The sequence below is a fragment of the Alkalibacterium psychrotolerans genome (assembly GCF_054784355.1).
Genome location: NZ_BAAGPH010000138.1, coordinates 1 through 18,926 on the forward strand (window position 1 = coordinate 1; position 18,926 = coordinate 18,926).

An 18,926-nucleotide genomic window follows, 5' to 3' on the forward strand; every position below is an offset into this window, starting at 1 on the left:
CAGGTTACCCACGTGTTACTCACCCGTTCGCCACTCATCCACACTCTGCAAGCAGAGTGCTTCAGCGTTCGACTTGCATGTATTAGGCATACCGCCAGCGTTCGTCCTGAGCCAGGATCAAACTCTCTTTTTAAGTTTGAAAAGCTCATTTAAAAATTGTGAGTTAACTGTGTTAACTCGTTGTGTTGTCTTGATTCAATCAGATTGAACCGAAGACACCTGCACATTTGGTTATTTCTACTTTGTTCAGTTTTCAAAGATCTATCTCGTTCGTTTGTCGTCGCCGCGTTTAGCAGCAACTTTTATATCGTACCATCATGCCGATTTAATGTCAACACTTTTTTTAAAATTCAATTTAAATCAATTAAATCTGTAAGCGTTACCTTTGCTCGTATGACAGCTATTTTATTATAACTCATTGTTAACTGAGAGTCAACAATTATATTAAACAATTTTTGTTGGCTGGAAACAATTATGTTTTGCAGCAACGAGATTAATAATAACAGGCCTCGAATAAATAGTCAATATATTTTCTTCACTTTTTTCAAATTAATTTGATAGAGATTATAGTCCTGCAGTCCTTCTCCATTATCATACTCATGTATCGTTTTAACATAAGTAAATCCGTTAGCTTGATAAAAACTATTCAAGTAAGGCTTGCTTGCTATGCAGTCTAAACGGATACCCTCTTTATCATTACTGGTGCAGAGTTTTTTCGCAGCATCTATGAGTAGTTTCCCTCTGTTTTTACCATGCTGGTTCTTTTCAACAGCTATTCTATGAAGGTAATAAAATTCACTGGACGTATCCTTTCCCCATAAATCACTGTCCCAGGCTGTCTGCTTATCCCACAAGGCTAGTGTACCGACTAAGTCAGATTTTGCATATACCAGATAAACCTCTCCACGTTCAATAGCCGAAGATACACCATGAACATCTTCACCTTTCAACAATCCTGCCCACTGGGTTGATCCTTTTTCTTTAATCCAAAGTGCTGTGTCATAAAGAAGAGATGTAATTAAATCCAAGTCGGTTGGCTGGGCTGTTTTAATTTGTATGTCATTCATCCTATGTCATCCCCCTCGTAAATTAACATTCTATAGTAAAAGGACGAATAAATAAAGAAAAAGAAAAGACCCCTTGGGCCTTTTCTTTAGTCACTTCAGTAATTGTCTTACAGTCGGTTATTAAGTTCATCTGCTAAGTCTTCAAAACCCGGTTTACCAAGCAATGCAAACATATTCTTCTTATATGCTTCGACACCAGGCTGATCAAACGGATTAACGCTGTTCAGATAACCGGAAATCGCTACACTGATTTCAAAGAAGTAGAATAAATAACCTAAAGTATAGGCAGATGTATCAGGAATAGTGATGACAAAGTTTGGAACTTCTCCATCTGTGTGGGCAAGTAATGTTCCCTGGAATGCTTTAGTATTTACAAAGTCAATCTCTTTGCCTTCCAGGTAGCCTAAACCATCCAAGTCTTCTGCTTCTTCAGGAATTGATAGTGCTTTTCCTGGTTTTTCGATTTTAATAACTGTTTCAAAAAGATTTCGGCGGCCTTCTTGAATATATTGACCTAGTGAATGCAAGTCTGTAGAAAAGTTAGCGCTGGAAGGATAAATGCCCTTCTGATCTTTCCCTTCAGATTCTCCAAATAACTGTTTCCACCATTCTGAAAGATATTGCAGTTTTGGTTCGTAGTTAATTAAAAGCTCTGTTACTTTGCCTTTACGGTAAAGTATATTTCTCAACGCGGCATACTGATAGGCAAGGTTATTTTCCATATCGTTTACTGAAAGATCTTGACGAGCCTGTGCTGCGCCTTCCATTAATGCATTAATATCTCCTCCACCAACAGCAATAGGAAGTAAGCCTACAGCAGTCAGAACTGAGAAGCGTCCACCTACATCATCAGGAATAACAAAGGTTTCATAGCCTTCTGCATCGGCTAGTGACTTCAAAGCACCTTTTTCTTTATCCGTTGTCGCATAAATTCTGCCTTTAGCTTCTTCTTCACCGTATTTATCGATTAGAAGTTTCTTGAACACTCTGAAAGCCAAAGCAGGTTCAGTTGTTGTGCCCGATTTTGATATAACATTAACAGAGAAATCCTTGTCTCCAATAACTTCGATAAGGTCACTGATATAGGTTGAACTAATGTTGTTCCCAGCAAAGAAAACTTGCGGCACTTGTCGGTCGTTTTTAGACAGTTCATTATGGAAAGAATGATTTAAGAAATCTAGTGCAGCTTTTGCACCTAGATAAGATCCGCCGATACCAATAACTATAAGCAGGTCAGAATCTTCTTTTATTTTGTCTGCAGCTTTTTCGATACGGCTGAATTCTTCTTTATCGTAATCAGACGGCAGGTCTACCCATCCTAAAAATTCGTTACCTGGTCCAGTCTTTTCATGCAGGAGTGTATGTGCAGAAGTAACCTGTGGTTCCATGTTGCCTAGTTCGTCTTCATTGATAAATTTCCCTGTTACCATTGAGTGATCAAATTTAACTGTTGACATAAATACTATTCCTCCATTTAACTATTATTTATTTTTTATATAAGTAAGAACTGCGGAACACCTGAAAATTTCCATTGCTCCAAAGTAGAGATGACATTCTCTGAATGAACCCACGACAAATCCGTCTCTTCTAAAAGCAGATCATTAGGATCAGTTGCTTCTTCATCATCATAAAGAAACACAAAGAGTGGTATGCTGGTATTTTTCACAACCGCATTGGTCAGTTCGTTCAACTCCAGATAATCTATCTTAAACGACGCGACTTCCTTCAGACGGTCGATGACACTCGCCAATCCCGTCCGTTCAGGCTTTATTTGAGTAGCTAGAAAAGCATAGCCATCCTTTTCCTCGCTTACAAGAAATACATACCGTCCGTCTGTGTCTTTAACCATAATCGTGCATGCAACATAATGGTTTTCTCTCATCAAATCGATTAACACCCTTCTACGTATAAATTAATAAAAGATTAGCTACTGTTCTTTTGAGAATCAATTTCTTTCAGTGCATTTTCAACCCAATTCGGTAATTTTTCATCAATAGACTGGAACCCTTTGCCTGTTTTTCTTCCATATCTGGAGATGTTTCTTCTATTAGAAAAAGGATGAAATTTAGGCTTCTGCAGAGCGCGCAGTGACAAGCTGATTTTTTTGGAATGCTCATCGATATCCATGATGAGTACTTCTATTGTATCGCCTTTGTTAACGATGTCGGAAATTTCTTTAATATAGCCATGTTTAAGCTCCGATATATGAATCAAACCTTGTGTTTCTTCATCTATTGCGACAAACACACCATAAGGCTGAATCCCTATAACTTCACCTCTTACTTTTTGTCCAATCTTGTACACCATGAATTCCCCCTCCGTCATCATGGTTTCTCTTAAAATCATCATAGAACAGTATAGCATGAATAGAGGCATATTGGAAATTGAGATTGCGGTAAAGTATGGTTGATTTTTCCGGTCGTATAGCTAATACTTGAACTAAGTATTATTTCAACGGAGGAGCGATTGGATGGATTTTAACGTACTGATTAACCGTAAAGACACTGGCAGTATAAAGTGGGATAAAGCGGAACGACTTTTCGGAAGCACGGATGTTCTGCCAATGTGGGTAGCAGACATGGATTTTGACAACCCCGAACCCGTCAAAGAAGCCCTTATTAATATGGTGCGCAATGAAGCGCTCGGCTACACTTTTCCAAAAGATTCACTCTACCAGGCAGTTATAGACTGGCAGGCAAAGCATCACGGAATGGATTTGAAACGTAGTCATATCAGGTTTTCACCGGGTGTCTTGTCCTCCATTGCTGTAGCTGTTCAGGCTTTTACTGAAGAAGGAGACGGTGTGCTGATTCACGATCCGGTGTATACTCCTTTTTCCTCCATGGTAAAAAAGAATAATCGCAAAGTATTCCGGTCCGCTTTATTAACGCGTGATAAAAAGTACGTTATGAATTTTGAGGACATCGATAAGCAGATGGCTGAAAACAACATCAAACTGTTTATTCTAAGTAACCCCCATAATCCTGGAGGCCGGGTCTGGTCCAGAGAAGAACTGGATAAACTGGTCACCCTTTGTATCAAACACAATGTGCTACTCATCAGTGATGAAATTCACAGTGATCTTGTTTATGCTCCTAATGAAATGGTCTCACCAGTAACGCTGCGAGACGAATACAAAAAATGGGTCATCACGTTCCATTCAGCTACAAAAACCTTTAACCTGGCTGGTGTGAAAGCCTCATTCATCATCGTCCTCGATGGAAAACTAAAGGCAAAAATTAAAGCTGTCCAGCAGCAGACTGAATTGGATATCATCAACAGTTTTGGCATGTGTGCGACGGAAGCCGCTTTTAATCAGTCTAATGAATGGCACAGTGCACTGCTTCACTATTTAGATGAAAACCGGAAAGCCATTATCGATTTCTTTGAGAACGAGTTGCCTGATGTAGAGTTTATGGTCCCTGAATCAACCTATCTCTTCTGGTTTGATGCTTCTACTCTTAACATTGAGAGCAGCAAAATTAAGAAAGTTTTTGCCGAAATAGGAAAAATCGGCCTGAATGACGGGCTGAGTTATGGCTCTAACGCTCCTGAGTACATGCGTCTTAACTTCGCCGTACCGCGATCTGTTCTATTAGAAGGCTTGGCACGAATAAAAAAAGTTTTCGCTATTCACAAAGGCTGAATATTTATAACAGACTCTTACTCATAAATAAAACACTGGAACTGAATCACTATGCAAAAAGGCGATTACCGTTTTTTTCAGGTAATCGCCTTTTTGATTATCGAGCTCTGTCAGCCAGTATCAGACAACCGGTAATTCCCGCGTTATCTTCCAGTGCTGGCGGAACAATGTATTCATCCAAATCGGGTGTTTCAACGTATTCATTAAGCAGCTCAGCAAACTTCTGACGGATCAGCGGGAATAACTGCGACTGCTTCATGACGCCTCCGCCTAAAATGATTTTTTCTGGGCTCAATATGAGCGTGTAAGACATTAATGCTTGGGCAAGGTAGTCAGCTTCTATTTCCCAGACCTCATTCTGGTCTGATAACTCTTGAGCTTTCTTTCCGTAGCGCTTCTCAATTGCCGGTCCGGCTGCCAGGCCTTCCAGACAATCATTATGAAAAGGACAGTTTCCTCCATACGTGTCATTCTGGTGTCTGCGCACCAGCAAGTGACCCATTTCCGGATGGCCGAAGCCTTCAAGTGGTTTGCCATCTATAACAGCTCCACCACCGACTCCAGTCCCAACTGTTAAATACAGACAGGAATCTTTGCCAACCGCAGCGCCTTTGTTTAACTCACCAAGTGCCGCTGCATTAACATCCGTTGTCCAGCCGACCGGAACCTTATATCTGTCCTTCAATTGTCCGACAAAATCAGTATTCTGCCAGCCTGGCTTTGGGGTTGACGTCACGTAACCGTAAGTATTTGAGTTGGCATTGACATCTATGGGACCAAAAGACCCGACCCCTATGGCATCCAAATCATACTGATCAAAAAATTTAAATACATGTGCAAATGTTTCTTCAGGATTAGTAGTGGGAAAAGAAGCACGCTCAACAATGGATAAGTCCTCGTTGCTGACCGCTACAACAAATTTAGTTCCCCCTGCTTCTATAGCTCCTAACATGCAAACGCTCCTGTTCTCTAGTTAACTTTTATTTTTCTATTGAAACAGATTCAATAACGACATCTTTATTCGGCTTATCCATAGCATTTCTGTCTACTTTCTGAATAGCTTCAGCTACATCGTAACCGTCCACTACATGTCCAAATACTGTATGCTTCTGATCCAGCCAAGGCGTTCCGCCCTTTTCTTTGTAGGCAGTAATAATTTCTTCAGGAAAACCAGCATCTTCCAATTGCGATGCCATCTGTTCAGGAAGGTCACTCATCGTAACGATGAAGAACTGGCTGGAATTCGTATTGGGACCGGCATTAGCCATGGATAGTGCCCCTTTTAGGTTGAACAGAGACGAGCTGAATTCATCTTCAAATGATCCACCAAACAGACTGTCTCCTCCCATACCACTTCCAGTCGGGTCGCCACCCTGAATCATAAAGTTAGGAATAACCCGGTGAAAAATAACGCCGTCATAGTAACCTTTTTCTGCTAAGCCTACAAAGTTTTCTACTGTTTTAGGTGCTTCTTCAGGGAAGAGCTGTAACGTGATGTCCCCCATGTTTGTTTTAAGTGTCACTTTCGGACCAGTTGACTGTTCCAAGTTCAGTTGTGGAAATGTATTCATTAATAATTCCTCCTAAGTTATATCTCCATATAGTTTACCTTAGTTTGCCTGTTTTTCCAATAATTTTCCGAATGTAACACATTTTAATCAAACTTGCTGTTTATTCATGTTATTATTAAAGAGATTTTAACTCACAATAAAGGACGTTCTGTTATGACACTATTTAATAATTATCAGCTTATGGCAGCTTTTTCTGCCATCATCATTTCCCAGATCATTAAGATTCCCGTAGCTTTTATTTTAAAACGACCGTCTTCCATGGCTCTGGCCACTTCTACTGGCGGCATGCCCAGCTCCCACTCTGCAGGTGTTTCTGCTCTGATAACCAGTTTACTGATAGATTATGGTGTTCAGTCTCCTCTCGTTGCAGTAGCCTCCACTTTTGGCGTCATTGTCATTTTTGATTCGATGGGTGTCAGACGTCAAAGCGGCGAACACGGCATATTAATAAATGAACTCCTGGCTGATTTTGAAAATCTTCGCAAAACCTTTACGCATTATTCGCATCAGGATATACGTAAAATGGAGGAAGAAGAACGTCAATCCAGGGAATATTTAGGTCACAAGCCCATTGAAGTATTCTTCGGTATTCTATCAGGAATTGCCATTGCTTTAATTATCGGTTTGTTTTATTAAAAGAATTAGATGGAGGGTTAGTTTTGACAGTACCAGATGAACTTTACGACATTACTATTATCGGGGGTGGGCCCGTTGGCATGTTTGCCGCTTTCTATGCAGGGATGAGAAATGCAAAAACCAAACTCATTGAATCCTTGCCGGTATTGGGTGGTCAAGTGTCTCTCCTCTATCCGGAGAAAACCATATACGATGTAGGTGGTTATGCCGGAGTTACGGGGAAAGAACTCGTCCATCAGCTAACAGCCCAGATGCAGCATTTTGATCAGACGATTTGTCTAGATGAAGAAGTACTTGAAATTGAACAGCTGGATGAGTATCTATTTAAAATCAGAACGTCTCGTGGCGAACATTACTCTAAAACCATTATTGTTACAACTGGGCAAGGATCATTTCAACCGAGAAAACTGGCTTTACCCGATTCAGATAAGTATGAAGAAGATAATCTGCATTACATTGTCAAGGAACTGGATCAGTATAAAGATAAAACTGTCGTCATCTGTGGCGGGGGGGATACTGCTGTTGACTGGGCATTGACCTTGGAATCTATAGCTGAAAAAGTTATTTTAGTTCACCGCCGAGACCGCTTTAGAGCTCACCAAGGTACAGTGGAGATGCTGAAATCGTCAAGTGTGGAGATTCACACACCTTATATTCCCCACGAACTGATTGATGACAATGGAAAACTAAGTGCAGTCAGTTTTAAAGAACCACGCAGTGATAAAACAATTGAACTTGAGCTGGATTACTTTATTGTAAACTATGGTTTCATTTCTTCAGTGGGACCTGTAAAGAAATGGAACATTGATATGAAACAGACAGATATTGTGGTGAACTCCAAGATGGAAACGTCCGTTAAAGGAATTTATTCTGCAGGAGACTGCAACACCTTTGACGGCAAGCTAAAGCTGATTGCTACCGGTTTTGGAGAAGCCCCCACGGCTGTCAATCACGCCATTCACTCAATCTATCCAGAAGAACATGCCCAACCCATCCAAAGTACGAAACTGTCTTTTGAAGATTAATGCAGACAGAAAACTTATTAGGAGGAATTACAATGGTACAAAAAGGATCAGACTTACACAATTTTGCACTACAGCGCCTAAAAGAAAGAGGCGTGTCTCTTGATGAAATAGCCGAACTGGTATATGATCTTCAAAGACCCTACCTTTCTGACATTACAATGGACTTATGCATGGAAAATGTTCAAGCAGTCATGCGAAAAAGAGAAGTTCAAAACACCATTCTAACAGGAGTGGAACTGGATGTTCTCTGTGAAAAAGGGCTCTTGTCCAGTCCGTTGCAGGAAATTATAAAAGAGGATGAAGGCCTGTATGGAATTGATGAAATTCTTGCTTTATCCATCGTCAACGTATACGGCTCAATTGGCTTTACCAACTACGGCTACCTCGATAAGACTAAGCCTAAAGTTATTGCACGTCTGGATGACCATAAAAATACAAAGGAAACACATACCTTCCTGGATGATATCGTCGGAGCGATTGCAGCCGCAGCCGCGAGTCGACTTGCTCATGACAATCCGGAAATATCAGATGTAATGAAATAGTACAGTGACTAAACAAAAACGCGTAAGTAATAGAGACCATACTCTCTCTATTACTTACGCGTTTCTTTATTTGAATCCATTTTTTCTGGAATATCTGTAAAGGAAAATAAAAGCCCCTTCTGTCAGCAGAAAGAATAGGATAAAGCAGTACATAAAGAATTCCTGCGGCAGTGCTAATATAATCGGATCGGTAGCCGGGTTAAACAACCAGGCATCATTATTGAAAAAGATTTCATGAAACAGAACAAACATCCGGTTAAAATTCACGGTCAATAAAAACAGGAGTGCCGGCGGAACCAGGCTGGCAATGAAAAATGGCTTTTCTAAACTCCATAGTTTCCTGTTTCTCTTCACGTAACGCAGATAGAAAAAACTGCCGATTCCGGAGAGCAGAAGTATGCCGTAATTTAAGTAAAAGAGCAGCTTGACTTCCCAGAAATGAAATAAACCACTTTCGGAAGAAGGAAAATCAGGCATGTTCAGTTCCTGAATCCATGGAAAATGAAGATAGCGCAGCAGTACATGATAGTTTTCCACTAAAGTTCCAAATGATAGATTCAACTGCTCAGGCAGATCATGCAGCCAGGCTGTAGCGTAATAAAGAGGTGTAAATAAAATAACAAAACCGATGCTGGCAGTGATGATAAATAACACCAGGCTGGTCAATCCTGCAGTTTTCTTAACGAGACTCACCCTAAACGCTCCATTCATCAAGAGTAGCGACAACATGCGTAGGCTGATCAGCCACAGTATTCAGGTCTTCTTCTTTTGTGAAGCCTGTCAGCACAAGCAGCGTATCTATTCCATTATTTATACCGGCAAGAATATCTGTTTCATAGTTATCCCCTACCATCAATACATCCTTTTTATCCAAATTAAGTCTATTTAAAGCCGATTCCATAATAAAAGATTCAGGTTTACCGACGAATACTGGTTTGACACGAGTCGATTTCTCAATCAGAGCAACTATGGAACCTGCTCCAGGTACCAATCCTCTTTCATTAGGGAGGTTCGTATCTTTGTTTGTCGCAATAAAACTGGCTCCATTCTGTATCGCCAGACTGGCAGTGACACATTTCTCATAGGTCAGCTGTGTATCCAGACCGACTACAACATGATCGATATCCTCCTCAACCAAGTCACAACCTGTCTCTGTCAGTGCATGCCTTAACCCTTTCTCACCAACAACATACACTCTGTTGCCTTTTAAGGATTTCACATAATCCGCAGCTGCGAGCGAACTTGTGTAAACTTCTTCCGGCTTGGCCGGGACATTAAACTGCGCTTGTAATCGGATGGCTACTTCTTCAGGTGTACTTGTCGAATTGTTTGTCAGGAACAAATACGGTACTTGACTGTCTTTTAGACGCCTGATAAAGCCCGGTGCCTCTTTAATCGATTCTTTTCCCTTGTACATTGTTCCATCCAGATCAATCAAGTAACCTTTGTACGTGGTATCCATTATACTTGTGCCCCTCTACTTTTTCTTTCTTATTTGAAAACGTGTATTGCCTTTTTCATTCTTAACGTCCTGTACTTTTTCTTCTGTTTTCTTATCCGGCTTCTTATTTGGTTTGTTATCCGTACGGTTCTTTTTGGTAAATGGTTTATTTTTCTTCTTTTTATCAGCTGAAGGAGCATTCGATTGCTTATGACCGGAAGACTTAGCTTTCTCATTTTTATTTTTCTTGTAAGGCTTCTTCTTGCTCTTGTCCGACTGTCTTCGCTGGTTTGGTCGCGAAGAAGTTTTGTAATCAGTATCTGTATTGGGATAGGAGCGGTTTTTCTTTTTCGTCTCCAGACTCTCCAGAACAAAATAAGCACAGCCGAAACTGCAGTATTCCAGCAGGTAATCATCAAGGTGTGAGAATTTCATGTCTATCGGTGCTTTTTTATTGCTGTCATGATAGAAGCCTCTCAACCTTAACTTTCCATAAGACATGTCCCCAACAATATAGTCGTATTTTTCCAGTAAATCACTGTATCTTTCTTCCAGTAATTCCAAGTCCAGAGCGTCCCTGTAATTCGTTTTAATCTGATACTTATCCTCTTTGATCTGAAGCGTTTCGGAATCCAGCTTTTTTATCAGCTTTTCTTCTTTTATAATGGCTTCAATTTTATCTTCATCAATGGTTTCTTTATTTTTTTCATCATTTTTAGTCACTCTTGATCTTTCCTCTCTTTCTAAATTGTGGGCATCTCTTTCAAATAGTCCGCAACAATGGTTCTAAGAAACTCGGGACTAATCATACTTATTTCCTCACTGTAATTCAGTACAGGAAAGTACGAGACATACAGGAAATAATCCACTGTCACAACAGTATACTCCCTATCTTCCACTACTTTTTCACTATTAATATAGATCTCATCCTTATTGATAGCGATCTGTTCATAGCAGATATCACCGAAGACTTTTCCGCGAAAGCCAAAACCTTTTACAGAAAGATTTCTTAACTCGTTTTTCTGACTTTCCATTGAATGAATCAGACTGATGATGTGCTTCCCTGTCAGCTTGACCGTGACCAGGCGCATCGGGTGTGGGAGTGCTTCATGGAGCTGCTTGTAATTAAGGGCTCCTGCCGGCAGTTCATTTAAAAACAGGCCCGAGTTGATGACAGACGCATCTGCTTTGGAAAGCTTCATCATTGCTTCAAGAGTCAATGAAACAAAGTCCTTCTCACCATCCCCTTTGACTGTTAACGGTTCTGACAGTCGGGTAATGACCTGATTTTCCAGCAGGGTTTTCCCACGTTCGATATAGTCTGCTGTGGTCTCTTCCTCATCAGGAACTGGCGGCAGCTCACTGGCTGCTTCAATAACTTTTGCGGAGGAATGACAATGGCCGTCGTCATCCCACTCGAGAGTGACTTGCCCTATGTGTGTGCCGAATTTACCGGCACCGGCAATCATTGTATTGTTCACCTTTTCTCCTGAAGGTAGTAAGTGGTGCGTGTGCCCACCTAGAACTGCCAGCACATTGCTGAAACGAGAGGCTATTTTTCGATCTGTTCTCAGCCCAAGGTGACTCAGAATAATAAAGCCATCTACAGTGTCCTGATACTTTGTTATCATGGTCTGAATCGTTTCTATCGGATCCGCTACCTTCCAGCCAAGAGCAGTATAACTGGTCGGTAAGGGGATTGTACAGGCAATGATGCCCACTTTATAAGACTGTCCCACTTCTTTGATTAAAATTTCTTCTGCCCAATCAGGTTGTTTCCCTGTATCTGAATGAAATAAATTAGACAGAACAACTGGGAAATTGGCAGATGTGTATAATGTATTTAATTGTTCTTTTGTATTGCCCATACCTTCGTTATTTCCAATTGTAACGGCATCATAATTCGCTTCATTGAGTAAGTCTATAATTGCTTTACCATCTGTTGCTTCAGCAAGCGGATGGGTTCGGTCTGCTGCATCTCCGCAGTCAAACGCCAGAACGCTACCACTGTGGTCTTCACGTTTCACACTAGATAAGAAGGCAGCCATTCTCGGCCAGTAAGCTAATTGGGAATGAATATCGTTCGTATGGTATATTGTCAGTCTGTCCACTAATTTCTCCCTTGTACAGTCTCTACTTATTCTTCATTATAACTGTTCTACCTTTAATTAAAAGGCACGTCGAACTCAATCGCCGGTTTCTTGGAACGCCTCAAGACGACCTGCCCCTCTTTAGCGCTACCCTTAAACTTCAAAGCTCTGTAGTAAGCATCGTGATAAAATAGAAGCACCCACTGATTAGTCATTGCTTCAGGAAGCCATTTTTCTTTTGCCTCAATAGTGTCTAAGGGAACATCATCAAAGGCCGTAACCCAAAGCGGATTGATATGTGCGTGTGTCGGCAGGATGTCTGAAAAATGAACAGCCACATTGTCCCCATCTGTCAGCTTGACCAGACAGTGGCCAAAGCTGTGTCCGCCTGTATGAAATAATTCTATACCTTCGGCTGCCTCATAGTATGAATCAAAAATAACCACTTGGTCTTTTATTGTTTTCCAGTTGTCTTCCCAGTACGTGCCTTGTGTTCGTTTCCTAGGCTGCTGAATAGCTTCCCATTCTCTTCTTTCAACTATAATCTCTGCATTCGGAAAGGCAGAGATTAGTTTGTCGCCATTATTTTTAACCAGTCCAGCTACATGATCGAAATGAAGGTGGGTCATCAGAACCTTGTCTATCTGTTCCGGTGTCAGATTCAGCTCTGCCAAATCCTCTTCAATAGGAGACCCTTCTGCAGCACCAAAGTTTTTCAGTTGTTTTTCGGTCAAACGGTCTTTGCCGATTCCGCCATCTATCAGGTAATGTGCTCCCTCTTTTTCGACCAGCATCGGTTCAGTCACCAGCTCAATCTGATTCCTCTCATTGCAGGGGTACTTTCTGCTCCAGAGCGGTTTGGGAACTGGGCCAAACATAGCTCCCCCATCCATCTTCGTCACGCCTCCATTGAGCCATGTCACTTTGGTATTCCCTAGTTTCAATGTATCCATTATGAACTCCTTTCCATCTTACATAAGCGGTGCAAACAGCCTCAGGACACTGTTCCTCAGCCGTGTTGCAAATGATTCTGATAAGCTGTCCGCTTTAATTTCTTCACTTATACTTAAAGTCTCATCGATGTCTTCCTGTATCTCCTGTATCACTGGCCCGCCATAAAGGACCACTGCATTTTCAAAATGCAAATACAAACTGCGGTAGTCGAAATTAATTGTGCCAACCAGAGCAACTTCTTCATCGATCAGCACCATTTTTGCATGCATGAACCCACTGGTGTATTCATAAATGCGGGCCCCTGCATCAATTAACTCCTTGTAATAGGAGCGGGTAGTTAAATGAACTAGATACTTGTCCCATTGCTTTGGCGTGACGATTTTTACATCGACACCACTTTCAGCAGCCAGTATCAGGGCCGTTTCAAGGTTCTCATCCAATATAAGATAGGGTGTGAAAATAGTCACGGATTCTTTTGCGGCATGAATCAATTTTATGAAGACATGCTCCCCGTAATTTTTCTTGTCAGTTGGACTATCTGCAAAAGGCTGAACAAATGTGGTTCCAGTCTGATTAGCGGTTTCGCTAAACTCCGGCATCAGCTTTCTAATGGATTCTTCAGTTAAATCCGAGTCCATTGTTTCCCACAGTTCTAGGAAAATCAAGGTCAAGCCCCAGGCGCCTTTCCCTTCCAGCTTAATGCCGTTGTCTTTCCAGTGACCAAAGCGTTCAATCTCATTAATGTACTCATCCGCGATATTGACCCCGCCTGTAAAGGCCACTTTACCATCAATTGACAAAATTTTCCTGTGATCCCGGTTGTTATGAGACGAAGTGACAATCGGATGAAAAGGGTTATAGACACGTGTCTGAATCCCTTTTGCTTCGAGCTGCTTTACAATATCGGATGGCAGTGTAACAAAACTGCCGATGTCATCGAACATAATTCTGACGTCCACACCGCTAGCGGCCTTTTCACTCAGTAAGTCCAGCAAGGTCTGCCACATTTTCCCTTCGGCGACGATGAAAAATTCGAAGAATATATACTCTTCAGCCTCTACAATTGCCTTCTTCATTCCTTCAAAAAAATCTTCTCCTAATGGATAATAGGTCGTATTTGTCTCTTCATACAATGGATAATGACCGGAATGAGACAGGTAATGCATCAGTCGGCCATAATCTGGGTATTTCTTTTTAGCTGACTCCAGTATCTCTTCATCGACCGGATTAACCTTTCTATGTAAAGCATACAATGTTTCCAGCTTACTCTGCAGTTTTTTTGTCTGTGTCTGACGGTTAAACATGATATAAAAAAGGGTTCCGTATACAGGAAAAATAAGCACCTGCAGTATCCAGGTGATTTTGTATGCTTCCTTGCCTTTTTTCCAGACGACGTGCAGCGCTACTCCAATAGAAAGAAGCGTAAACAGCGTTTCCCAGAATAGGGAATAGCCTAAAGACTGGTTAATGACAAAACCAAATATTGTGAATTGCACGATGATTAGCAAGGCCAGCAGGACACGTCTTTTAAATAAATACATTAACCACTTTTTACTCACTGTTTCTCCTCCTCATACTCTATATAAGACTACCTTTTTTCATAAGATTTGTCACTAGTTCCTAAAGGGTTTTTGTTTTATAGCGTCTGGTTAATATGCTAAGCTGAAGTTAACTTATAATGAAAGGGGTTTACTTATGCAATCAGCAAGTAAGAAGACTATTTTCCTTTTTGTTTTTATTGTGCTCTCGGTCATCACACTGGTCGGATTAGTCCGTTCCGTTATTCCGGCATTTCCTGATCACAGCTTTTCAATGACAGTTGGCGTCTTAGCCTATCTTTCAATGGTAGCGATTGTACTGACATCAGAATGGAAACATTCCCTATTCAGCGCAGCAGCAGGATTTTCAGGCATCGTACTCATTGGGCTCCATCTACTCGCAGAAATGAGCCTCATAGCAGCCATTCGCTTCCCGGCCGTAACCAACCCATTTGGATATGCCGCTTTAGTAGCTTTCCTCATTGCAGTAATTATGAAAGGCTTAAGCTATATTGACCAATGGCAGAAAGTCAGACAGTATATTCATGGCGTGATAACTATAGGTATCGGTTTTATTTACTGGCATGTTGCTTCAATAGGTATAATCGCAACATCCTGGCTGTTCTTTATTCCCTTTACGTTACTACTCGCATGGACAGTGGTCCATTTTACTGCAGTTATCATTTTGGAGAAGAAGAAAGCTGCCTTACTTTAACTGAACATACATTTCAAAAAAATAATTATAGTCGAAAGGAACACACTGATAGCCAGAGTGTTCCTTTTTTTAATTTTATTGACAACGTCCTGTATCTCTTTTAAAGTTAAATTTAAATCAAATTTAAAGGAGTACGCATGGCTAAGAAATATTATGCAGTAAAAAAAGGCAGAAAGACAGGTGTGTTCTCCACTTGGGCTGACACACAAAAAGTCATCAGCGGGTTTTCGAACGCTGAATTTAAATCCTTTACTACAAAGGAAGAAGCAGAAAATTATGTGAACAATACACCCCAAACTATCGATACCACTGATCCCGAGCTGCTTTGCGCTTATGTTGACGGTTCGTTTGATAAAGCAACTAAACGCTACAGTTACGGTGTCGTTTTGATAAAAGACAATGCGATTCTGACAACTATAGCGAATGCCGACAATGATTCTGATTATGCCGACAGCTTTCAGATTGCCGGGGAATGTTTCGGCGCTTTGAATGCCATTAAATGGGCAATCAATCATGACTACGATCGTATCGTTATATTTTACGACTATCTGGGAATAGAAATGTGGGCAAAAGGAAACTGGCGAGCCAATAAACCCGTTTCTAAAGATTATGTTGCTCATTTTAAAAAGTTTGCAGCAAAAATAAAGGTAGATTTCGTCAAAGTCAAGGCACATTCTGGAGTAGAGTTTAACGAGCTTGCTGACCAGTTGGCAAAAGATGCTCTGAAATAGCTTTTCTATACACTCGATTACTTACACTCAATACTATAGGAAAACACGACTAGCCACCCTGATGAAAGAGTGATTAGTCGTGTTTTTTATGCTGATCTTAATACCAGTTAGAATTTTTAATGACCTTAACTACATTTTACAAGCCATCAATGCGTTTAATGTCTTCTTCATCAAGCTGGAAGTCTAAACTTTCAAGATTGGCCTGCTGATTGTCCGAATCATGTGATTTCGGTATGACAATCACCCCACGCTGTGTCTGATAACGCAGCAGTACTTGCGCCCAGGACTTGTCATACTTGTCTCCAATTTCAGCTAATACAGTTTGTTGTTCATCTGTGGCTTTCATCGGCCCCCAAGCTTGAGGTCTGATATCCGCCTTGAACATGTATTTAATCAGTTCGTTGTTCCATTCGGTTGGACTCGATTTGATCTGGTTGACTGCAGGCTTGACTGTCGCAAACTTATCCAGCGTTTCGAGGTGTTCAATTTTAAAATTAGATACACCTATTGATTTAATCTTACCCTTGCTGACGTACTCTTCTAAAACTTCCCATGTGAGACGCAGCTTTTCTTCATCTTCAATCGGCTTATGAATCAGATATAAATCAATATAGTCTGTCTGCAGATTCTCCAGACTCTTATCCAGCGTCTGTCTGACCGTCTCTTTGTCTTTAATGTAGTCATCGCCGACCGGTATTTTAGTCGTAATGTAAAATTCTTCTCTCGGCACACCGCTCTCCGCTATTGTCTTTCCAACGCCTGCTTCATTTCGATAGGAGATAGCCGTATCTATTAATCGATACCCTAAATTGATTGCAGATTCCAGCGCTTCAAAGTTCCCATTCAATTCGCCAGTGTACTCATTATTTACTTTTCCATAAGTATTTGTTCCAGTTCCAAGGTACGGTATTGAAATGCCATTATTTAAACGAACTTTTTCCACTCTACCTCTCCTCTTCTCTCATTTAACGCTTTAATTATAGCGTTGATTATACATCTACTTCAAGCAGTTTTTTCTTTAATGCTCCCATTTCCTCATTGCTTAATGTAATCCCTTTACTCATCTTGGAATGGTCCGGACTCCATTCTCTGATGTCAAATTTGGGCGGCCGGTCATTCCAGCTCACCAGGTTCAGTTCTTTTCGCCATCCTTTTGGGGACGTCGACAGTACAGCGAGATGTTCAAGCACCTCATAAGAAAGTTTATCCATCTACAACACTCCTTTCAAAATAGCGAGCCACTTCTTTCGGCTGATGGGCATCCGATCCTGTAGAAAATGAGATGTCCAGCCTTTGTGCCTCTCGAATCAGCTCTTCAGGCGGATAGGTCTCTCGGTAGTCTGCTTTATCCAGACCGGCAAAATTGTAATCCAGCTGATAGCCGTTTCGCTTCACCCTCTCCAGTACCTTTGTCCAGTTAATAGGGTCTTCAAAGGTATAGGCACGCTTGAATTTATTAATCAAAGTAATGTGGCCTATTTTTTTCGGCGTCTGTTCTCCAAAGGGGAGAGACAAGGCTTTATAGAGCGACTCTTCATACAGCTGATACAGCTTATCATAGCCAATCTTTTCGGCCTGCGTCAGAAATGCTTCTTTGCTGTAATCGATGCAAAAATATTCGTTAATGTCAATTTTTATAAAATGAACACTGAGAATAGAGTGCGGAATGGTCTGGGGGTACTGGTTCAAAAATTCCAGAGTCTCCTTCTCCTTCCCTTCTATATAATCAACTTCAAAGCCAGTGTTGATTTCAATACTCCCTTGATATTTTTCCTTTAGTCTCTGGCCTTCTTCTAAATAGTTACTCACGTCTTTTATCGACATTGCGCTGTCTTTTTCAGGTGTGGGATCTTCAATAACCAGTGGTGCATGCTCAGTAAAGGTCAGCTTCTGTAGTCCGTTGTTTATTGCCTCTTTGACATACTCTTCCATTAAATGTGGCGTTCCGTGAGGGCAATAATTCGTGTGCACATGATTGTCTTCCAGAACAGTTTCCTCCTTAATGTATATAATAACAAAAGATTCTTTAGTATTCTTCATTTTTATGTTAGAATTTTTTAATCGTTATGATACGTTCATTGTATCAAATTTCAAAAAAAATGGAAATGAGGAAACGGTTCATGCTATTCGACAAAAATAACCAGCATATAATTGATATGAAAAAGAAAGAATGGGAGTTTCTTCATCATTTTAATCACCTGGGTTATGACCTGCTTGACCTCTCAATTATCGAAGAGTTTAAATGGAACAAGCTATCTGAAGATGACTTGAAATCAATGACTAACCGCTACACATGGCAGTCGGCTTCTTCGCTTCTATCCCTTAGAAGTGACTGGACAGACGCTATTGTCCGTTACCGTAAACAATACAAGTTACAGACAGAAAAAATTGCTTATACAGGACCTGTCTACCCCTATAGTCAGGAGAAAATGCAGTTCGGAATAGAAGTCTTTACTGAAAATATTTCAGAACAGAAAAAATCTATGACTGATCTGGTAGACTTTATCCAGACTGGTCTGAAGCAGACGTTTTCCGTTGCTGTCATCAGCCATTACTCGCTGTTGAAAAAACTGCTCACTTACGAAGAACTGAATGATGACGAATTACTCTTCTTCCTTAAAGAAAGAAACCTGGACAGACTAAGCAGCAAACTTGGTTCTAACCACCCCGTTGTTGAGATTATGAGTCAGCCCGTGACTAATCAGCTAAGCTTTGCCAAAGAGCAGTATCCTGATTTAGAAGAACCGGTTGATGCCATTAACGAATGGATTCAGCTTCTTGAACAACAGACAATACCGACTGTGTACAGTGATTTATTTTCTCTACCTCCCCAGTCCTACTACAAGGGGATTTTTCTGCAGCTTTACACATCGCAGTCAATTGAACCTATTGTAACGGGCGGTCAGTATTCGAGTCCATCCAAAGCTTTTGGAATGGCGCTTAACCTCCCTCATCTCAACTGATTTATCT

General features: G+C 40.9%; 22 protein-coding genes and 1 rRNA gene. 7 read left to right on the forward strand and 16 right to left on the reverse strand.

Annotation, left to right across the window (positions count from 1 at the left end; all coding sequences use genetic code 11):
• The 5 genes from ACYVLS_RS11205 to ACYVLS_RS11225 form a co-directional block, all read right to left on the reverse strand.
• Positions 1 to 133: ribosomal RNA gene (locus tag ACYVLS_RS11205) — 16S ribosomal RNA — on the reverse strand; the annotation flags it as partial.
• Positions 134 to 521: 388 nt separating this feature from the next.
• A complete protein-coding gene (locus tag ACYVLS_RS11210) occupies positions 522 to 1,067 on the reverse strand; it encodes a GNAT family N-acetyltransferase (protein WP_460324551.1) in 546 nt (181 codons plus the stop codon).
• Between the two features lie 107 nt (positions 1,068 to 1,174).
• On the reverse strand, positions 1,175 to 2,524 hold the full coding sequence (locus tag ACYVLS_RS11215; protein ID WP_460324553.1) for a glucose-6-phosphate isomerase: 1,350 nt from the start codon (positions 2,522 to 2,524) through the stop codon (positions 1,175 to 1,177).
• Positions 2,525 to 2,559: 35 nt separating this feature from the next.
• Complete coding sequence (locus tag ACYVLS_RS11220; protein ID WP_460324615.1) at positions 2,560 to 2,949, reverse strand: hypothetical protein; 390 nt, start codon at positions 2,947 to 2,949, stop codon at positions 2,560 to 2,562.
• 41 nt (positions 2,950 to 2,990) lie between these two features.
• Positions 2,991 to 3,374, reverse strand: a complete 384-nt coding sequence (locus tag ACYVLS_RS11225; RefSeq protein ID WP_460324555.1) for a CvfD/Ygs/GSP13 family RNA-binding post-transcriptional regulator — start codon at positions 3,372 to 3,374, stop codon at positions 2,991 to 2,993.
• Positions 3,375 to 3,537: 163 nt separating this feature from the next.
• Here ACYVLS_RS11225 and ACYVLS_RS11230 point away from each other — a divergent pair, with 163 nt between their 5' ends.
• A complete protein-coding gene (locus ACYVLS_RS11230) occupies positions 3,538 to 4,713 on the forward strand; it encodes a MalY/PatB family protein (protein ID WP_460324557.1) in 1,176 nt (391 codons plus the stop codon).
• A 97-nt stretch (positions 4,714 to 4,810) separates the two neighbouring features.
• Here ACYVLS_RS11230 and ACYVLS_RS11235 read toward each other — a convergent pair whose 3' ends face one another.
• Together ACYVLS_RS11235 and ACYVLS_RS11240 are read right to left on the reverse strand one after the other, a co-directional pair.
• Complete coding sequence (locus ACYVLS_RS11235) at positions 4,811 to 5,665, reverse strand: ROK family protein (RefSeq protein ID WP_460324559.1); 855 nt, start codon at positions 5,663 to 5,665, stop codon at positions 4,811 to 4,813.
• A 28-nt stretch (positions 5,666 to 5,693) separates the two neighbouring features.
• The gene (locus tag ACYVLS_RS11240) at positions 5,694 to 6,284 is read right to left on the reverse strand and encodes a peptidylprolyl isomerase (protein WP_460324561.1); all 591 of its coding nucleotides are present in this window, start codon (positions 6,282 to 6,284) and stop codon (positions 5,694 to 5,696) included.
• 153 nt (positions 6,285 to 6,437) lie between these two features.
• On the opposite strand from ACYVLS_RS11240, the gene ACYVLS_RS11245 reads away from it, so the two are divergent.
• Genes ACYVLS_RS11245 through ACYVLS_RS11255 form a run of 3 tightly spaced genes read left to right on the forward strand, consistent with a single transcriptional unit; the run spans position 6,438 to position 8,487 of the window.
• Positions 6,438 to 6,920: a divergent PAP2 family protein gene (locus ACYVLS_RS11245; protein WP_460324563.1), complete on the forward strand. Its 483-nt coding sequence runs from the start codon at positions 6,438 to 6,440 to the stop codon at positions 6,918 to 6,920.
• Between the two features lie 23 nt (positions 6,921 to 6,943).
• Positions 6,944 to 7,945: an NAD(P)/FAD-dependent oxidoreductase gene (locus ACYVLS_RS11250; RefSeq protein ID WP_460324565.1), complete on the forward strand. Its 1,002-nt coding sequence runs from the start codon at positions 6,944 to 6,946 to the stop codon at positions 7,943 to 7,945.
• 32 nt (positions 7,946 to 7,977) lie between these two features.
• Positions 7,978 to 8,487, forward strand: coding sequence for a phosphatidylglycerophosphatase A family protein (locus tag ACYVLS_RS11255; protein ID WP_460324567.1), 510 nt, complete (start codon positions 7,978 to 7,980; stop codon positions 8,485 to 8,487).
• Positions 8,488 to 8,553: 66 nt separating this feature from the next.
• Here the strand turns inward: ACYVLS_RS11255 and ACYVLS_RS11260 are convergent, their stop codons facing one another.
• The 6 genes from ACYVLS_RS11260 to cls are packed head-to-tail and all read right to left on the reverse strand — an operon-like array spanning position 8,554 to position 14,531.
• Positions 8,554 to 9,180 (reverse strand): TIGR01906 family membrane protein, encoded by a 627-nt coding sequence (locus tag ACYVLS_RS11260; RefSeq protein WP_460324569.1) that lies wholly within the window; start codon positions 9,178 to 9,180, stop codon positions 8,554 to 8,556.
• A 1-nt stretch (position 9,181) separates the two neighbouring features.
• Positions 9,182 to 9,949: a TIGR01457 family HAD-type hydrolase gene (locus ACYVLS_RS11265; RefSeq protein ID WP_460324571.1), complete on the reverse strand. Its 768-nt coding sequence runs from the start codon at positions 9,947 to 9,949 to the stop codon at positions 9,182 to 9,184.
• A 15-nt stretch (positions 9,950 to 9,964) separates the two neighbouring features.
• Positions 9,965 to 10,651, reverse strand: coding sequence for a YutD family protein (locus ACYVLS_RS11270; RefSeq protein WP_460324573.1), 687 nt, complete (start codon positions 10,649 to 10,651; stop codon positions 9,965 to 9,967).
• A 20-nt stretch (positions 10,652 to 10,671) separates the two neighbouring features.
• Positions 10,672 to 12,039, reverse strand: a complete 1,368-nt coding sequence (locus ACYVLS_RS11275) for a bifunctional metallophosphatase/5'-nucleotidase (protein WP_460324575.1) — start codon at positions 12,037 to 12,039, stop codon at positions 10,672 to 10,674.
• 53 nt (positions 12,040 to 12,092) lie between these two features.
• Entirely contained in the window at positions 12,093 to 12,971 is an 879-nt protein-coding gene (locus tag ACYVLS_RS11280) for an MBL fold metallo-hydrolase (protein WP_460324577.1), read from the reverse strand.
• Positions 12,972 to 12,989: 18 nt separating this feature from the next.
• Complete coding sequence (gene cls, locus ACYVLS_RS11285; protein WP_460324579.1) at positions 12,990 to 14,531, reverse strand: cardiolipin synthase; 1,542 nt, start codon at positions 14,529 to 14,531, stop codon at positions 12,990 to 12,992.
• A gap of 136 nt (positions 14,532 to 14,667) precedes the next feature.
• Between cls and ACYVLS_RS11290 the strand changes: the two genes are divergently transcribed.
• Together ACYVLS_RS11290 and ACYVLS_RS11295 are read left to right on the forward strand one after the other, a co-directional pair.
• On the forward strand, positions 14,668 to 15,225 hold the full coding sequence (locus ACYVLS_RS11290; protein ID WP_460324581.1) for a hypothetical protein: 558 nt from the start codon (positions 14,668 to 14,670) through the stop codon (positions 15,223 to 15,225).
• Between the two features lie 137 nt (positions 15,226 to 15,362).
• On the forward strand, positions 15,363 to 15,956 hold the full coding sequence (locus ACYVLS_RS11295) for a ribonuclease H1 domain-containing protein (RefSeq protein ID WP_460324583.1): 594 nt from the start codon (positions 15,363 to 15,365) through the stop codon (positions 15,954 to 15,956).
• A gap of 136 nt (positions 15,957 to 16,092) precedes the next feature.
• On the opposite strand, the gene ACYVLS_RS11300 is transcribed toward ACYVLS_RS11295, so the two are convergent.
• Genes ACYVLS_RS11300 through hisJ form a run of 3 tightly spaced genes read right to left on the reverse strand, consistent with a single transcriptional unit; the run spans position 16,093 to position 17,996 of the window.
• Positions 16,093 to 16,899 (reverse strand): aldo/keto reductase, encoded by an 807-nt coding sequence (locus ACYVLS_RS11300; RefSeq protein WP_460324585.1) that lies wholly within the window; start codon positions 16,897 to 16,899, stop codon positions 16,093 to 16,095.
• 46 nt (positions 16,900 to 16,945) lie between these two features.
• Positions 16,946 to 17,167: a YdbC family protein gene (locus ACYVLS_RS11305; protein WP_460324587.1), complete on the reverse strand. Its 222-nt coding sequence runs from the start codon at positions 17,165 to 17,167 to the stop codon at positions 16,946 to 16,948.
• Positions 17,160 to 17,996 (reverse strand): histidinol-phosphatase HisJ, encoded by an 837-nt coding sequence (gene hisJ / locus ACYVLS_RS11310; RefSeq protein ID WP_460324589.1) that lies wholly within the window; start codon positions 17,994 to 17,996, stop codon positions 17,160 to 17,162. The genes ACYVLS_RS11305 and hisJ overlap by 8 nt, the downstream gene beginning before the upstream one ends.
• Before the next feature lie 80 nt (positions 17,997 to 18,076).
• On the opposite strand from hisJ, the gene ACYVLS_RS11315 reads away from it, so the two are divergent.
• Positions 18,077 to 18,919 (forward strand): ATP phosphoribosyltransferase regulatory subunit, encoded by an 843-nt coding sequence (locus ACYVLS_RS11315; RefSeq protein ID WP_460324591.1) that lies wholly within the window; start codon positions 18,077 to 18,079, stop codon positions 18,917 to 18,919.
• The last annotated feature ends 7 nt before the right edge of the window (positions 18,920 to 18,926 follow it).

Coding starts and splice junctions, on each gene's coding strand:
- ACYVLS_RS11290 (WP_460324581.1), top strand. CDS start 14,668: ATGCAATCAGCAAGTAAGAAGACTATTTTCCTTTTTGTTTTTATTGTG.
- ACYVLS_RS11245 (WP_460324563.1), top strand. CDS start 6,438: ATGACACTATTTAATAATTATCAGCTTATGGCAGCTTTTTCTGCCATC.
- hisJ (WP_460324589.1), bottom strand. CDS start 17,996: ATGAAGAATACTAAAGAATCTTTTGTTATTATATACATTAAGGAGGAA.
- ACYVLS_RS11225 (WP_460324555.1), bottom strand. CDS start 3,374: ATGGTGTACAAGATTGGACAAAAAGTAAGAGGTGAAGTTATAGGGATT.
- ACYVLS_RS11220 (WP_460324615.1), bottom strand. CDS start 2,949: ATGAGAGAAAACCATTATGTTGCATGCACGATTATGGTTAAAGACACA.
- ACYVLS_RS11255 (WP_460324567.1), top strand. CDS start 7,978: ATGGTACAAAAAGGATCAGACTTACACAATTTTGCACTACAGCGCCTA.
- ACYVLS_RS11240 (WP_460324561.1), bottom strand. CDS start 6,284: ATGAATACATTTCCACAACTGAACTTGGAACAGTCAACTGGTCCGAAA.
- ACYVLS_RS11280 (WP_460324577.1), bottom strand. CDS start 12,971: ATGGATACATTGAAACTAGGGAATACCAAAGTGACATGGCTCAATGGA.
- ACYVLS_RS11235 (WP_460324559.1), bottom strand. CDS start 5,665: ATGTTAGGAGCTATAGAAGCAGGGGGAACTAAATTTGTTGTAGCGGTC.
- ACYVLS_RS11230 (WP_460324557.1), top strand. CDS start 3,538: ATGGATTTTAACGTACTGATTAACCGTAAAGACACTGGCAGTATAAAG.
- ACYVLS_RS11265 (WP_460324571.1), bottom strand. CDS start 9,949: ATGGATACCACGTACAAAGGTTACTTGATTGATCTGGATGGAACAATG.
- ACYVLS_RS11315 (WP_460324591.1), top strand. CDS start 18,077: ATGCTATTCGACAAAAATAACCAGCATATAATTGATATGAAAAAGAAA.
- ACYVLS_RS11305 (WP_460324587.1), bottom strand. CDS start 17,167: ATGGATAAACTTTCTTATGAGGTGCTTGAACATCTCGCTGTACTGTCG.
- ACYVLS_RS11295 (WP_460324583.1), top strand. CDS start 15,363: ATGGCTAAGAAATATTATGCAGTAAAAAAAGGCAGAAAGACAGGTGTG.
- ACYVLS_RS11215 (WP_460324553.1), bottom strand. CDS start 2,524: ATGTCAACAGTTAAATTTGATCACTCAATGGTAACAGGGAAATTTATC.
- ACYVLS_RS11210 (WP_460324551.1), bottom strand. CDS start 1,067: ATGAATGACATACAAATTAAAACAGCCCAGCCAACCGACTTGGATTTA.